This window comes from Zhongshania sp. R06B22, from assembly GCF_040892595.1.
Taxonomy (GTDB): domain Bacteria; phylum Pseudomonadota; class Gammaproteobacteria; order Pseudomonadales; family Spongiibacteraceae; genus Spongiibacter; species Spongiibacter arctica.
In genome coordinates this window covers 2,553,299-2,567,793 of the sequence record NZ_JBFRYB010000001.1, presented here as the reverse complement: position 1 = coordinate 2,567,793, position 14,495 = coordinate 2,553,299, and the positions used below count along the sequence as shown (strand labels likewise).

The window sequence follows — 14,495 nt, the reverse complement described above, 5'->3', positions numbered from 1 at the left end:
TCGTTATGAGACTGATCACACCATAAAGACTATTTTGGATAAAAATCCTCGCGTAATTCCTTTACAATGGCCGGCTTCAATCCATTCGCTCTAGGTTGTTGCTCCGAATGCTTATTCTTTTTGGTGCCCCGGCACTTTCAGATTTTCGTATAGAAAAATTAAAGGCTGCTTTGGCCGTCGCAATTCCTGCCCTTCGGGGTGTGAGCGCGCAATATGTTCACTTGGTAGATACTACCGCTGAGCTTAGCGCCGATCATAGCGAGGTATTGAGTCAGTTATTGCAATACGGTCCCCGCGCGGAATTTGTCGCTAGTGAGGGGCAGCGCTTTTTCGTTGTGCCTAGGCCGGGAACAATCTCGCCATGGTCGAGTAAAGCCAGCGATATTGCCCATAACTGCGGTTTGGATATGATTGCCCGCATCGAGCGCGGCGTGCAGTATTGCTTCGATATAGACGGCGAGCTAAGTGCTGATCAGCGCAGTGCCCTGTTAGCGGCGATACACGATCGCATGGTGGAATCCGTATTGGATTCGCCGGCCGAGGCTGAGGTGTTATTTGTTCGTCAGAGCCCTAGGCCTATGCAAGCCATAGATGTGCTTGATGGTGGTCGTGAGGCCCTAGTTCTTGCAAATGGCCAGCTGGGTCTGGCCTTGGCCGATGACGAAATCGATTATTTGTTGGCGAGCTTTACCGAGCTGGGTCGCAACCCCAGTGATGTCGAGCTGATGATGTTTGCGCAGGCGAACTCAGAACATTGCCGCCACAAGATTTTTAACGCCAGCTGGACCGTTGACGGTGAGGAACAGCCACACTCGCTGTTCGGCATGATTAAGAATACCAATGAGCTTGGTGGAGAAGGTGTGCTGAGCGCGTATTCTGATAACGCGGCTGTCGTCAAAGGGCATCGCGCGGGGCGTTTTTACCCTGCGCCTGACTCGGCAGAATACCAATATCATCAGGAAGATATTCACTTGCTGATGAAAGTTGAAACCCATAATCACCCCACCGCGATCTCGCCGTTTTCGGGCGCAGGTACCGGTTCCGGCGGCGAAATTCGTGATGAAGGCGCTGTTGGGCGTGGCTCTAAGCCTAAAGTCGGATTGAGTGGTTTTAGTGTGTCCAATTTGCGCGTTCCTGGGTTCGAACAGCCTTGGGAAGCCGATTACGGCAAGCCTGGGCGTATTGTTTCGGCATTGGATATTATGCTGGATGGACCGATTGGCGGCGCGGCGTTTAATAATGAGTTTGGTCGACCCAATTTGTGCGGTTACTTCCGCAGTTTTGAAGAAAACGCGATGGGCGTCGCGGGAGAAGAGCGTCGCGGCTATCACAAGCCGATCATGATTGCCGGCGGTTACGGCAATATCAAAGAAGAGCACGTCCTTAAGACCGAGTTCCCTGCGGGCCATAAATTGATTGCTCTTGGTGGTCCTGCGATGCTGATCGGTTTGGGTGGTGGCGCGGCGTCCTCAATGAGTAGTGGCGCGTCCACTGAGGATTTAGATTTTGCCTCGGTACAACGTCAAAACCCAGAAATAGAACGCCGTTGCCAAGAAGTTATCGACCGCTGTTGGGCGATGGCAGATGATAATCCTATTGCCTTTATTCACGATGTCGGCGCCGGTGGCTTATCGAATGCCTTTCCCGAGTTAGTTAAGGATGGTGGTTGCGGCGGTGATTTTGATTTGCGCAAAGTTCCCAATGATGAGCCGGGCATGTCGCCATTAGAAATTTGGTGCAATGAATCTCAAGAGCGCTACGTGATTGCTATTGCGCCGGAGAACCTTGCGACCTTTGAAGCCATCTGTTCCCGAGAGCGGGCGCCCTATGCTGTGGTCGGAGAGTCTGTTGGCGATAAGCGCTTGCGGGTAGGTGATACCCACTTTGGCAATAATCCTGTCGACTTGCCGATGTCGGTACTCTTCGGTAAGCCACCGAAAATGCACCGGGAGTTTACTCGTCAGTATCCACAGTTGCCTGCTTTTGACGCCGCAGCAATAAATATTGATGAGGCTTTGGATCGCTTGTTGGCTCTGCCCGCAATTGCGGCCAAAAACTTCTTAATCACCATTGGTGACCGCTCGATCACCGGACAGGTGCACAGAGATCAAATGGTCGGCCCCTGGCAGATTCCGGTAGCGGACTGCGCGGTGACTACCGTGAGTTATGATTCGTATGCCGGCGAAGCTATGGCAATAGGTGAACGCACCCCGCTGGCATTGATTGATGGGCCAGCATCTGGGCGAATGGCGGTTGCCGAAGCTTTGACAAATATTGCCGCGAGCCGCATTGAAAAGATGTCAGATATAAAGTTGTCGGCTAACTGGATGTGCGCGGCGGGCTACGCAGGCGAAGATGAAAAGCTTTTCGATACTGTAAAAGCGGTGGGAATGGAATTTTGCCCGGCCTTGGGTATTACTATTCCAGTGGGTAAAGACTCGATGTCGATGCGCACTACTTGGCGTGATGGCGACGAAAGCAAAGCCATTACCGCACCGATGTCCCTTATTATCACTGCCTTTAGCCCTGTTGCGGATGTGCGTAAAACTGTCACACCGGAGTTGCGCACTGATCTTGACGACAACGCCTTGTTGTTAATCGATTTGGGCGCGGGCAAGCAGCGTTTGGGTGGCTCCTGTTTGGCGCAAGTTTATCAGCAAGTAGGTAATACCGCGCCAGACATTGATAGTCCCGCATTGCTGGCAGGATTTTTTAGCACCATTCAGCAGCTCCTCGAGGATGAAAAAATAATTGCCTATCACGACCGTTCCGACGGTGGTTTGGCGATAACCTTATTGGAAATGGCTTTCGCCGGACACTGCGGTTTGGATGTTGAGTTAAGCGCCGAAGGTAAGGTACACGGTGCGCTCTTTGCTGAGGAAGCCGGGGCGGTAATACAGGTACGCTGTGGCGATATAGAATCGGTGCTTGAACAGTTTGCGGGCCATGGCTTGGCTGGCTGCGTGCATGAAATAGGCCGCGCCGTGCCTGGTAGTGATATTGCAATTAGTTTTGGTGGCATAGAAGTGCTGCGAGATGATCGCGTGGTGTTGCAGCGTAAATGGCAGCAGCTCAGTTATCGCATGCAGTCGCTGCGTGATAACCCTGAGTGTGCGCAACAAGAATTCGATTCGATAATAGAAACTGATCCCGGCCTAAGCCAGTCATTGTGCTTTAACGCCCAAGACAATATCGCGGCGCCTTATATTACAACTGGGGTACGGCCTCGCATTGCGATACTGCGCGAGCAGGGGGTTAATGGCCAAATGGAAATGGCTGCCGCATTCGACCGAGCTGGTTTTACGGCGGTCGATGTTCACATGAGTGACATTCTCAGCGGTCGAGTAAGCCTGCAGGATTTTAAAGGCCTTGCGGCCTGTGGCGGTTTCTCATACGGCGACGTGTTAGGAGCGGGAGAAGGCTGGGCAAAAACCATTTTGTTTAATGGTCTTGCCAGAGATGAGTTTGCCGGTTTCTTTCAGCGCAGCGATACCTTCTCACTAGGTGTATGCAACGGCTGTCAGATGATGTCTAATTTGCATTCGCTGATTCCGGGCGCGGAACATTGGCCTCGGTTTGTGCGCAATCGCTCAGAACAGTTCGAAGCACGCTTTTCCTTGGTTGCAATTCCAGAATCACCCTCCATATTGTTAGCGGGAATGGCGGGTTCGCATTTGCCAGTTGCGGTTGCACATGGCGAAGGGCGCGCAGAGTTTGCCGACCTTAGCCAGTTGCAGAGTCTCCAGCAGAGTGGGAAGGTCGCTTTACAGTTTATTGATAATACACTGAGTGCCACGGAGCGATACCCGGCTAATCCCAATGGTTCGCCCTTTGGTATTGCCGGCGCGAGTAGTGTTGATGGCCGTGTCACCATTATGATGCCTCATCCAGAGAGAGTGTTTCGCAACGTGCAAAATTCATGGGTGGCAGATCGCGCGGTTGAAGATAGTGGTTGGATGCGCTTATTCCGCAACGCGCGGGTTTGGGTAGATTAAGATAGTAAAGAATGGGCGCCGGCTTTTGCCGGCGCTGTTACAAGGGCGGTTCAGGGGTGCTCCGTCTGTTGTTGGCGTCGATTGTTGGCGTCCGTTTTTAAATAGACACCGTCGCGACAGACGGTTTTGGTGAAAATACAATGCTAAATAAATATCCGCTCTGGAAAAACCTGCTGATTTTAGCGGTGCTGGGGATCGGCTTGCTCTACGCGGTACCGAATCTTTACAGGGCCGATCCGGCCTTGCAGATTTCAGGTCAAAGCAGCGGCGTGTTGATTGATCAAGCATTGATGACGCGCTTGTCGACGGCATTAGATGCTGGTGGCATTGAACACTTTGGCGAAAAAGCCAATGAAAGCGGTAAATCCGGTTTGATTCGTTTATATGAAACCGATATGCAGCTGCGCGCGCAGCGCGTGGTGCAGCGTGCTTTAGGTGATGGTTATGTGGTTGCCTTAAATCTCGCGTCAAACACCCCGGATTGGCTGAGTAATCTGGGTGCGCAGGCGATGAAGCTGGGTCTAGATTTGAGCGGTGGCGTTCATTTTTTACTAGAGGTTGATACCGACTCGGCCATTGAAACTCGCTTAGAGCACTATAACGCTAGCATTAAAAAGAAGCTGCGCGAGGAGCGTATCCGCGGTTTTGTTACTCTGGATCGCGGCGTGATTTCAGGGAAATTCACCACTGCCGAGCTTCGTGATACGGCGCTAGATTTGATTCGCAAGGAGTTCACCGATTTGACCGGTGAGCGGATGGATGCGGGCGCTGGTGACGAGTCCTTCTATATGCGGGCTATTATCGGCGATTCCAAGCGCAAGGAAATCGAAGATTACGCGGTCAGCCAAAACTTAACGACTTTGCGTAATCGTGTAAATGAACTGGGTGTATCAGAGCCCTTGGTTCAGCGTCAGGGCCGCAATCGTATTGTGGTTGAATTGCCTGGTATTCAAGATACCGCAGAAGCAAAACGTATTTTGGGTAAAACCGCTAACCTTGATTTTCGTTTAGAGGCTAAGTATGACGCGCCGCTATCAGATCGTGAGCAATTTGAATTCCGCACCCCGGGTCGCGGTGAGCCAAGTGCTTGGTTAGAGCGTGACGTGGTAATCACTGGTGAGCGGGTTGCGAATGCGCAGGCGAGCTTTGATCAAAATGGCATGCCGCAGGTGAGTATTACGCTGGACAGCCAAGGCGGCACCTTGATGCATCGCGTGACTCGTCACAATATTAATCGTCGCCTTGGGGTGTTATTCATTGAGCGTAAGAGCCGCACCCATTACGAGCGAGACGAGAATGGTGTGGAGCAGGCGGTGAGGGTGCCATATGAGGAGAAGAAAATTATTAGCTTGGCCACTATAAAAGACGCCTTGGGAGTGCAGTTCCGAATAACGGGCCTTGACGCGCCGGGTGAAGCGGCTGAGCTGTCGCTATTATTGCGGGCTGGTGCACTGGCGGCGCCGATTGATTTTGTTGAAGAGCGCACCGTTGGGCCATCTTTGGGTGCGGAAAACATCGCCAAAGGCCTTAACGCGGTTAAGATCGGGTTAGGCTTAGTGGCCTTGTTTATGGTGGTTTATTACCGCGTGTTCGGAGTCATTGCGGTGGCTGCACTTGGCGCTAACATCATTCTCTTAACCGCTTGCATGTCTTTGTTGGGGGCGACATTAACCCTTCCTGGTATTGCCGGTATTGTGCTTACAGTTGGTATGGCCGTGGATGCCAACGTGCTCATATTCTCTCGAATACGAGAAGAGTTGCGTGCCGGTCTATCGGTGCAGCATGCCATCGAAGCCGGCTACGGTCGCGCTTTTGTGACTATTATGGATTCGAATATCACTACTTTGTTAGTCGCAGTCATTTTGTATGCGGTAGGCACGGGTCCTGTTCGCGGTTTCGCGGTCACCCTGTCAATCGGGATTCTAACGTCGATGTTCACTGCGATCATGGGTACCCGCGCTATTGTTAATCTCGTTTACGGCGGTCGTCGTATCACCAAACTGGCGATCTAGGGGAAACGTATGCCTGATACTAAAAAAATCATTAATTTTATGGGTGGACGTCGTATTGCGATGTTCCTTTCAGTCGGACTAATGATCGCATCGATTGGAGTTTTAGCTTTTAAGGGCTTGAATTTCGGTCTCGATTTTACCGGTGGCACTCTAATAGAGGTCATTTACGAAGAATCGGTACCGTTGCAGCAAGTGCGTGAAGACTTGAGTGCGGCGGGATACGAAAGTGCGATTGTGGTTAATTTTGGCTCTGACACTGACGTGTTGGTAAGAATGCCCGACGGTATGAGCCCAACACTGGGTGATGAGGTACTCGCGGTGTTGTTGGCAGGTACCGAGGGCGAGATAGAGTTGCGTCGTATCGAGTTTGTCGGACCGCAGGTGGGCGAGGAGCTGCGGGAACAGGGCGGTTTAGCGGTATTGCTGGCTCTACTGGTGGTGTTAATTTATGTAGCTATGCGCTTTCAGGTTAAGTTCTCTATCGGCGCCGTTGCGGCCTTAGGTCACGATGTTCTGATCACGCTAGGGGTATTCGCCTTAGTTGGCTGGGACTTCGATTTGACTGTGTTGGCGGCGATCTTAGCTGTTATTGGTTACTCTCTAAACGACTCGATAGTGGTTGCTGACCGTATCCGTGAAAATCTCCGTAAATTACGTAAACACGAGGCGGACGAGGTCATTAATATTTCATTGACCGAGACCTTAGATCGGACCTTGGTGACTTCTGGAACCACGTTATTGGTATTGCTTACACTGGCCTTTGTTGGGGGAGAGATGATTCACAGCTTTGCCTTGGCTTTGCTAATTGGTATTGGCGTGGGTACTTATTCGTCTATTTATATTGTTGCAAGCTTGCTGTTAACCATGAATATTAGTCAGGATGATTTGATTGTGGTTGAGAAAGAGGGTGCGGAGATAGATGACTTACCCTGATTGCTGAGTATTTTCTCAAGACATAAAAAAACCGCAGCTTGCTGCGGTTTTTTTATGTCCTAGAGACAGGTTTAGCGAATATCTTCTAAGTGCGGCTTTATAGCCTGCAGCATACCTTTTAGACATTTTGGGTTGGCCGCAACGATATTGCCGCTTTCGTAGTAACTGCCGCCACCTTTGAAGTCGCTGACCAAGCCGCCGGCTTCGCGCACCAGCAAGATGCCGGCTGCGATATCCCATTTGTTTAAACCGATTTCCCAGAAGCCATCTAAGCGGCCGGCCGCGACATAGGCTAAATCCAAGGATGCGGCGCCAGCGCGGCGAATACCTGCGGTTTCGCCCGCAATCGCTTCTAAGCTGCGCATATAGGCTGGGATGTGTTCCTCACAACGCGCCTTAAACGGGATGCCCGTACCTATCAATGCGCCTTCTAGGCCAGTATTCATTGCTACTCGGACTCGACGACCATTCACCTGAGCGCCGCGCCCACGGCTGGCAGTAAACTCTTCACGGCGAATAGGATCGAGAATGACCGCGTGCTCGATTTGCCCTTGATTTATACAGGCTATAGAGACTGCGAAGTGGGGGATGCCACGAACGAAGTTGGTGGTGCCATCAATTGGGTCAATGATCCACTGGTAAGGGCTGTCAGCATTGCCAGTTTGGCCGGATTCCTCTCCCAAAAAGCCGTGATCTGGGTAGGCTTTTTGCAAGTGGTAGATGATTTCCTGCTCGGCCTTGCGGTCGACTTCGGTGACGAAATTGTTTTCGCTTTTGGTTTCAACTTGAACGCGGTCAAGTTGCTCGGAGGCGCGCGCGATAAGGTCGCCAGCTTTGCGGGCGGCGCGCAATGCGATATTCAGCATGGGTTGCATAGTACTAAGGCCTTGATGTGCAAGCAATTGGGCGCGCATTATAACAGAGACTGGGCAGCGTATAGAGGTCTAATTTCATTGTTTCGCTATGGCCTTCCTGTTAGACTGACGTCCCATCTCATGGGGGCGAATTAGCGCTGCTTTTTCAGGCCCTTATATCTCTTCGTACTATCTAAAAAGGCTTTACATGGCGCGTTTTATATTCGTCACCGGTGGTGTTGTTTCGTCCTTGGGTAAGGGCATTGCCTCAGCATCCTTAGGTGCTATTCTTGAGGCGCGTGGTCTCAAAGTAACTATGTTGAAGCTCGATCCTTATATTAATGTGGATCCGGGCACAATGAGTCCATTTCAACACGGCGAAGTGTTTGTTACCGAAGACGGTGCAGAAACTGACTTGGATTTGGGGCATTACGAGCGTTTTGTACGCGCCAAAATGGCGAAAGGTAATAATTTTACCGCCGGCCGCGTTTACGAAACCGTACTGCGCAAGGAGCGCCGCGGTGATTACCTTGGCGGCACCGTGCAGGTTATTCCCCATATTACCGATGAAATAAAACGTCGAGTGATGGCGGGTGCCGGTGATGCAGATATAGCGATTATTGAAATTGGCGGTACCGTTGGCGATATCGAAGGTTTGCCGTTCTTTGAAGCCGCGCGTCAGCTAAAAGTTGAATTGGGCGCCAAACGCGCCATGTTAATGCACTTAACCTTAGTGCCTTATATTGCGACCGCCGGCGAAACCAAAACTAAGCCGACTCAGCACTCCGTTAAAGAACTTCGCTCCATCGGCCTCCAGCCAGATATCTTGCTGTGTCGCTCAGATCATGAAATTGATCAAAGCAGTCGACATAAAATTGCACTTTTCACCAACGTTGAATCCCGCGCGGTTATTCCTTTGCGCGATGTAGACTCGATTTACCGGATTCCGTCGCTATTAGCGGCAGAGGGTTTAGACGAACTAGTTGTTGAGCGTTTTGGTCTTGATTGCCCGCCGGCTGACCTGACCGAATGGGACAGGGTGATTGAAGGTGATTTACATCAAGATCAAACTGTCACTATCGCCATGGTTGGCAAATACATGGAGCTATTGGATGCTTACAAGTCTTTGAATGAAGCCTTAAAGCATGCAGGTATTCACAGCCGCACCAAAGTACAAGTCCGCTATATCGACTCGGAAGTGATTGAGACCGATGGTATCGACATATTAAAAGGTGTCGACGGCATACTTGTGCCCGGTGGGTTTGGCAGCCGAGGCGTAGAAGGTAAAATTCTTACCGTTCAATATGCCCGCGAAAATAAAATTCCATACCTAGGTATTTGCTTAGGTATGCAAGTTGCTGTGATTGAGTTCGCCCGCAATGTATTGGGTTTAACTGACGCAAATAGCAGTGAATTTAATGATAACGGTAAAAACCCCGTGGTTGGTTTGATCACTGAGTGGGTCACTGCAGACGGTGATGTTGAGCAGCGCGCCCATGACGACGACTTGGGCGGCACGATGCGCTTAGGCGCGCAAGTTTGTCATTTGGTTGAAGGGGCTGCGGTTGCCAAGGTCTACGGCAGTGAGACAATTACCGAGCGCCATCGTCACCGCTATGAAGTGAATAACACTTATGTAGAGCGCTTGCAGGCAGCGGGCTTAAAGGTGGGCGGTTGGTCTGCCGATAAGAGTCTTGTTGAAGTGGTCGAGGTTGCAGATCATCCCTGGTTTATCGCCTGTCAGTTCCACCCCGAATTTACATCTACACCGCGTGACGGCCACCCTTTGTTTACTGGGTTTGTTAATGCTGCTATCGCACATAGTGAATAAGTATTGTTTGGCCCGGGTGAGTTAAAGGAGTAGGTCAATGGAAAATAAAATAGTCAGTGTTAATGACATAGACGTGGCAAATGATAAGCCCTTTGTATTGTTTGGCGGTATGAATGTGCTTGAGTCTCGCGACCTTGCCATGCAGGTTGCGGAGCACTATGTTGAAGTGTGTGGAAAGTTGGGCATTCCCTATGTTTTCAAAGCCTCTTTCGATAAAGCTAATCGCTCATCAGTGCATTCTTATCGCGGCCCGGGAATGGAAGAAGGGCTGAAAATTTTCCAAGAAATTAAACAGACGTTCAAAGTTCCAGTTATTACCGATATCCATGAGGTTCATCAAGCCGGCCCCGTTTCGGAAGTGTGTGATGTGCTCCAACTGCCAGCATTTTTAGCGCGTCAAACTGATCTTGTAGCGGCGATGGCGGCGACGGATGCGGTTATTAATATCAAAAAGCCGCAGTTTTTAAGTCCCGCGCAAATGAAAAATATTGTTGAAAAATTTGCAGAATGCGGCAATGACAAAATCATGCTTTGTGAGCGAGGCAGTAATTTTGGTTATGATAATTTAGTAGTAGATATGCTCGGCTTTCGGGTTATGCGTGAAGCCAGTGGCGGTGCGCCGATCATTTTTGATGTCACCCATGCCCTGCAGTGTAGAGACCCTATGGGCGCTGCCTCTGGTGGACGTCGAAACCAAGTTGTGGAGTTGGGGCGCGCTGGTATGGCCTTGGGCATTGCAGGTCTATTTTTAGAGGCACACCCGGATCCAGATAAGGCTAAATGTGATGGCCCAAGCGCATTGCCCTTGTCAGCTTTGGCGCCATTTTTAGAACACATGAAAGCGGTGGATGATACAGTGAAGTCGCTGCCTACCCTGGATATTAAATAATTTAATTTTGACTTAAGACGGAGAAGACTGACATGGCAGAGATTGTCGATATCAAGGCGTTTGAGATATTGGATTCACGGGGAAATCCCACGGTTGAGGCCGATGTTGTTTTAGCATCGGGCGCCGTAGGCAGTGCCTGTGCTCCGTCCGGCGCATCGACAGGCTCCCGTGAAGCCTTGGAACTACGTGATGGCGACAAGTCACGTTATTTGGGCAAAGGCGTATTAAAAGCGGTTGCTAATATTAATACCACAATCCGTGATTTGTTAATGGGAATGGATGCTGAAGATCAGCGTGCCATCGACAATGCCATGATAGAGGCTGACGGTACAGAAACTAAATCTGTATTGGGTGCAAACGCGATTTTGGCAGTCTCCTTGGCTGCGGCCAAAGCGGTAGCGATTGAGAAGGGTATCCCACTTTATCAGCGCATTGCCCAAATTAACGGTACAGAAGGTCAGTACACCATGCCGGTACCGATGATGAATATCATCAATGGTGGTGAGCACGCCGATAATAATGTCGACATTCAAGAGTTCATGATCCAGCCCGTGGGTGCCGACACTTTTGCTGAAGCCTTGCGCCAAGGTGCTGAAATTTTCCACTCTTTGAAGAAGGTGTTGGTTGCTCGCGGCTTAAATACAGCGGTGGGTGATGAGGGCGGTTTTGCGCCGAATTTACCATCAAATGAAGCGGCTTTAGAGGCGATTGCCGAAGCGGTTGCGAATGCCGGATACGAGCTCGGGAAAGATATTACCTTGGCATTAGATTGCGCTTCATCTGAGTTTTATAAAGATGGTAAGTATTCCTTAAGCGGCGAAGGCAAGGAGTTCAATGCTGAAGGTTTTGCGGCTTATCTAGACGAACTTAGCCAGAAATACCCTATCATCTCGATTGAAGATGGTATGGATGAAAGTGATTGGGATGGCTGGGCGGCTTTAACTCGTCGTATTGGTGATCGCGTGCAATTAGTTGGTGACGATTTGTTCGTGACCAACACCAAGATTTTGAAGCGTGGTATTGATAATAATATTGCAAACTCGATTTTGATTAAGTTCAACCAGATTGGTACGCTTAGCGAGACTTTGGATGCCATTAAAATGGCAAAAGAGGCGGGTTATACAGCCGTTATCTCACATCGATCTGGTGAAACAGAAGATACCACTATCGCTGATTTAGCCGTGGCGACATCAGCGGGCCAAATTAAAACCGGGTCTTTGTGTCGGTCTGATCGAGTGGCTAAGTATAATCGTCTGCTGCGCATAGAAGCAGAGATAGGCGCGGCATATCGGGGTCGGGGTGAATTCCGGGCTTAGTAATTAAGAGGCGGCTACGGCCGCCTTTTTTGTTTTTGGCTATGTTTAAATACGCTTTTTTAGGACGTAGTTCTGGAATTGGAATGAGCAAGACTATCACTTTACAGGGCGAGCCATGACCCGCCGCCGGCTGTTTTTTTTACTCCTGGCGATTCTTGCTATGTTGCAAGTGCGACTGTGGACTGGAACCGGAAGCTGGGAGCAAATCGCCAGTTTACGTCGTGATATTGCGATTCAAAAAGATACTAACAGCGAGTTGCAGCTGCGCAATGAACGCTTGTATGGCGAAGTGCGTAGTTTGAAGCACGACTTAGACAGCATTGAGGAGCGCGCCCGCAATGACATGGGGCTGATTAAGTCCGACGAAACGTTTTACCTCATTGTCGATGAATAAACTCATTAATAAGCAGAAGAATAAGTGCTAACTAATTCTCGCATATGGGCTGTTATCCCCGCGGCAGGCACAGGCTCGCGGTTTGGTGGCAAACTTGCTAAGCAATACCTGCCCCTTGGCGGCAAAACCGTCATAGAACACAGTATTAACACGCTGTTGGCGCGCGGTGATATCAGCGCCATTGCAGTGGCCTTGCATAAAGATGATGAGGTTTTTAGTTCTTTGGCGTGTGCGAATGATCCGCGTGTGTTGCGTACAACCGGCGGTAGCGAGCGTGCAAACTCGGTAGCACAGGCGCTGATAGCGCTAGAGGAGGCGGACGATGCTGACTGGGTTTTGGTGCACGATGCGGCGCGCCCCTGCGTTTCTCAACACGATATCCAGCAACTATTAGAGCTGGGCTGTGCTCATGCTGTGGGGGCTATTTTGGCCGCACCCATGGTAGACACGGTGAAGCGCAGTGATAAGAGGGGCGATATTGCTGAAACCCTAGATCGCAATGAATTGTGGCGAGCTTTAACCCCGCAGTTGTTTCGTTTCGGTGAGTTGCGTGATGCGCTTAGCTATTGCCGTGAACGCCAATTTGCGGTGACCGACGAAGCGTCTGCAATCGAGTACTGCGGTCGCCGGCCTCTGCTTGTGGAAGGTAGTTGTCGCAATATAAAAATTACTTACCCTGACGATCTTGCGATTGCTGAGGTGTTTTTAAGCGGAGAAGAGCGGTGAGTGCTATTCGCATTGGTCATGGCTACGATGTTCATCGCTTCGGCGAGGGCGACGGGATTATCCTATGTGGTGTCGACATTCCATGTCAGTGGCGTTTAATGGCCCATTCTGATGGCGATGTGGCTCTGCACGCACTGTGTGATGCGATGTTGGGTGCATTAGCGCTGGGGGACATTGGCAAGCATTTTCCTGATACCGATCCGCAATACGCGGGCGCTGACAGCAAAGTATTACTGAAACATTGTTACACATTAATAGAACGGCAGGGTTATCGTCTAGGTAACGCTGATATAACGATTGCGGCGCAACAACCACGTTTGGCGCCTTATATTCTTGCTATGCGTGAGTCTATCGCTACTACCTTGGGTGTCCTAGATTCCAGTATAAGTGTCAAAGCAACGACCACTGAAAAGCTCGGATTTGTGGGGCGTAGTGAAGGTATTGCGGTTGACGCGGTGGTGTTATTGGAGCGAATAGATGTTGCCTGACTGGCCTCGGGCACTAGGCCTGCCCACCGTATCTGGAGTATTAAAAGCCAAGCCTGAAGACTTTGTGGTTGAAGAGGTCTTCGATGTTGAATTTAGTGACGATGGCGAATTCGACTGGCTGTGGATTGAGAAGTGTGGCGATAATACTGAGTATGTCGCCAAGCAATTGGCACGCTTGGCCGGGGTTCAGCCGCGCGCGGTGACGTATTCTGGACAAAAAGATCGTCATGCGGTGACACGGCAGTGGTTTTGCGTTCATTTACCGGGTAAACACAAACCCGAATGGCGTGTGCCGGAAAATGAAACGTGGCAGATTTTACGTCAAGGACGCCACCGCCAAAAGTTGCGCTTGGGAAGTCATCGCTATAATCGCTTTATTATACGATTAACGGCTTTAGACGGTGATCTTGCGCTGCTAGAGGCGCGTTTGCCCGTCATTGCTCAGGGCTTCCCCAATTACTTCGGCGAACAGCGCTTTGGCCATGGCGGTGGCAATATTGATGCCTGTCGCCAATGGTTTGCGGGCCAGTTAACGCCAGGGCGTTTTGATAGGGGTATGTATTTATCGGCAGCACGCGCGCTTATTTTTAATTCGGTCTTGGCCGCGCGTGTTAGCGCGGGTCATTGGAATAGTGGTTTGGACGGCGATGTATTTGCCTTGCGGGATAGCGGTAGCGTGTTTTTGGCAGACTTGGATGCCGATACTCTTTTGCGCTTAGCTGAAGGTGATATTCACCCCAGCGGTCCACTGTATGGCAAACCCGGTAAATTGGGGCCCGGTGCGGAGGTCGCTCTACTTGAAGAAAAAGTATATGCCGAGTTTGCCGACCTCTGTGCAGGCTTAATAAATAATAATTTAACGATGGAGCGACGCGCCATGCGTGTTGTTCCTAAAAACTTGCAATGGCAGCAGCTAGGTAATGAGGCTGTGTCATTGGCATTTTCATTGCCGAGGGGCTGTTTCGCTACGGCGCTTGTGCGAGAATTGATCAACTACTAAGGGCGCGCTAGGCCCTGATGTTTACTGAGAAGACACGGTGACAATTTTAAATTTGCA

11 protein-coding genes are annotated in these 14,495 nt (G+C 50.5%); 10 read left to right on the top strand and 1 reads right to left on the bottom strand.

All coding sequences use genetic code 11. The annotated features are described in order from the left end of the window. Window positions 1–107: 107 nt before the first annotated feature. The 3 genes from purL (at window position 108) to secF (ending at window position 6,940) form a co-directional block, all read left to right on the top strand. Window positions 108–3,995, top strand: a complete 3,888-nt coding sequence (gene purL / locus AB4875_RS11705; protein ID WP_368376236.1) for a phosphoribosylformylglycinamidine synthase — start codon at window positions 108–110, stop codon at window positions 3,993–3,995. Window positions 3,996–4,135: 140 nt separating this feature from the next. Continuing rightward, on the top strand, window positions 4,136–6,007 hold the full coding sequence (secD, locus tag AB4875_RS11700) for a protein translocase subunit SecD (protein WP_368376234.1): 1,872 nt from the start codon (window positions 4,136–4,138) through the stop codon (window positions 6,005–6,007). A 9-nt stretch (window positions 6,008–6,016) separates the two neighbouring features. Further along, entirely contained in the window at window positions 6,017–6,940 is a 924-nt protein-coding gene (gene secF, locus AB4875_RS11695; RefSeq protein ID WP_368376233.1) for a protein translocase subunit SecF, read from the top strand. A 71-nt stretch (window positions 6,941–7,011) separates the two neighbouring features. On the opposite strand, the gene AB4875_RS11690 is transcribed toward secF, so the two are convergent. Beyond that, window positions 7,012–7,815, bottom strand: coding sequence for an inositol monophosphatase family protein (locus AB4875_RS11690; RefSeq protein WP_368376232.1), 804 nt, complete (start codon window positions 7,813–7,815; stop codon window positions 7,012–7,014). Window positions 7,816–8,002: 187 nt separating this feature from the next. On the opposite strand from AB4875_RS11690, the gene pyrG reads away from it, so the two are divergent. The 7 genes from pyrG to truD all read left to right on the top strand — a co-directional run bounded on the left by pyrG (window position 8,003) and on the right by truD (window position 14,438). Beyond that, window positions 8,003–9,625, top strand: coding sequence for a CTP synthase (gene pyrG / locus AB4875_RS11685; protein WP_368376231.1), 1,623 nt, complete (start codon window positions 8,003–8,005; stop codon window positions 9,623–9,625). Window positions 9,626–9,662: 37 nt separating this feature from the next. Then, window positions 9,663–10,514, top strand: a complete 852-nt coding sequence (gene kdsA, locus AB4875_RS11680; protein WP_368376230.1) for a 3-deoxy-8-phosphooctulonate synthase — start codon at window positions 9,663–9,665, stop codon at window positions 10,512–10,514. 32 nt (window positions 10,515–10,546) lie between these two features. Beyond that, a complete protein-coding gene (eno, locus tag AB4875_RS11675; RefSeq protein ID WP_368376229.1) occupies window positions 10,547–11,830 on the top strand; it encodes a phosphopyruvate hydratase in 1,284 nt (427 codons plus the stop codon). A 160-nt stretch (window positions 11,831–11,990) separates the two neighbouring features. Beyond that, window positions 11,991–12,224, top strand: a complete 234-nt coding sequence (locus AB4875_RS11670) for a septum formation initiator family protein (RefSeq protein WP_368376228.1) — start codon at window positions 11,991–11,993, stop codon at window positions 12,222–12,224. A 24-nt stretch (window positions 12,225–12,248) separates the two neighbouring features. Then, window positions 12,249–12,950: a 2-C-methyl-D-erythritol 4-phosphate cytidylyltransferase gene (gene ispD / locus AB4875_RS11665; protein ID WP_368376227.1), complete on the top strand. Its 702-nt coding sequence runs from the start codon at window positions 12,249–12,251 to the stop codon at window positions 12,948–12,950. A 5-nt stretch (window positions 12,951–12,955) separates the two neighbouring features. Continuing rightward, the gene (ispF, locus tag AB4875_RS11660) at window positions 12,956–13,438 is read left to right on the top strand and encodes a 2-C-methyl-D-erythritol 2,4-cyclodiphosphate synthase (RefSeq protein WP_368377080.1); all 483 of its coding nucleotides are present in this window, start codon (window positions 12,956–12,958) and stop codon (window positions 13,436–13,438) included. Beyond that, window positions 13,428–14,438 carry a tRNA pseudouridine(13) synthase TruD gene (gene truD, locus AB4875_RS11655; RefSeq protein ID WP_368376226.1) on the top strand — a complete coding sequence of 337 codons (1,011 nt, stop codon included), beginning with the start codon at window positions 13,428–13,430 and terminating at the stop codon, window positions 14,436–14,438. The genes ispF and truD overlap by 11 nt, the downstream gene beginning before the upstream one ends. Window positions 14,439–14,495 lie beyond the last annotated feature (57 nt).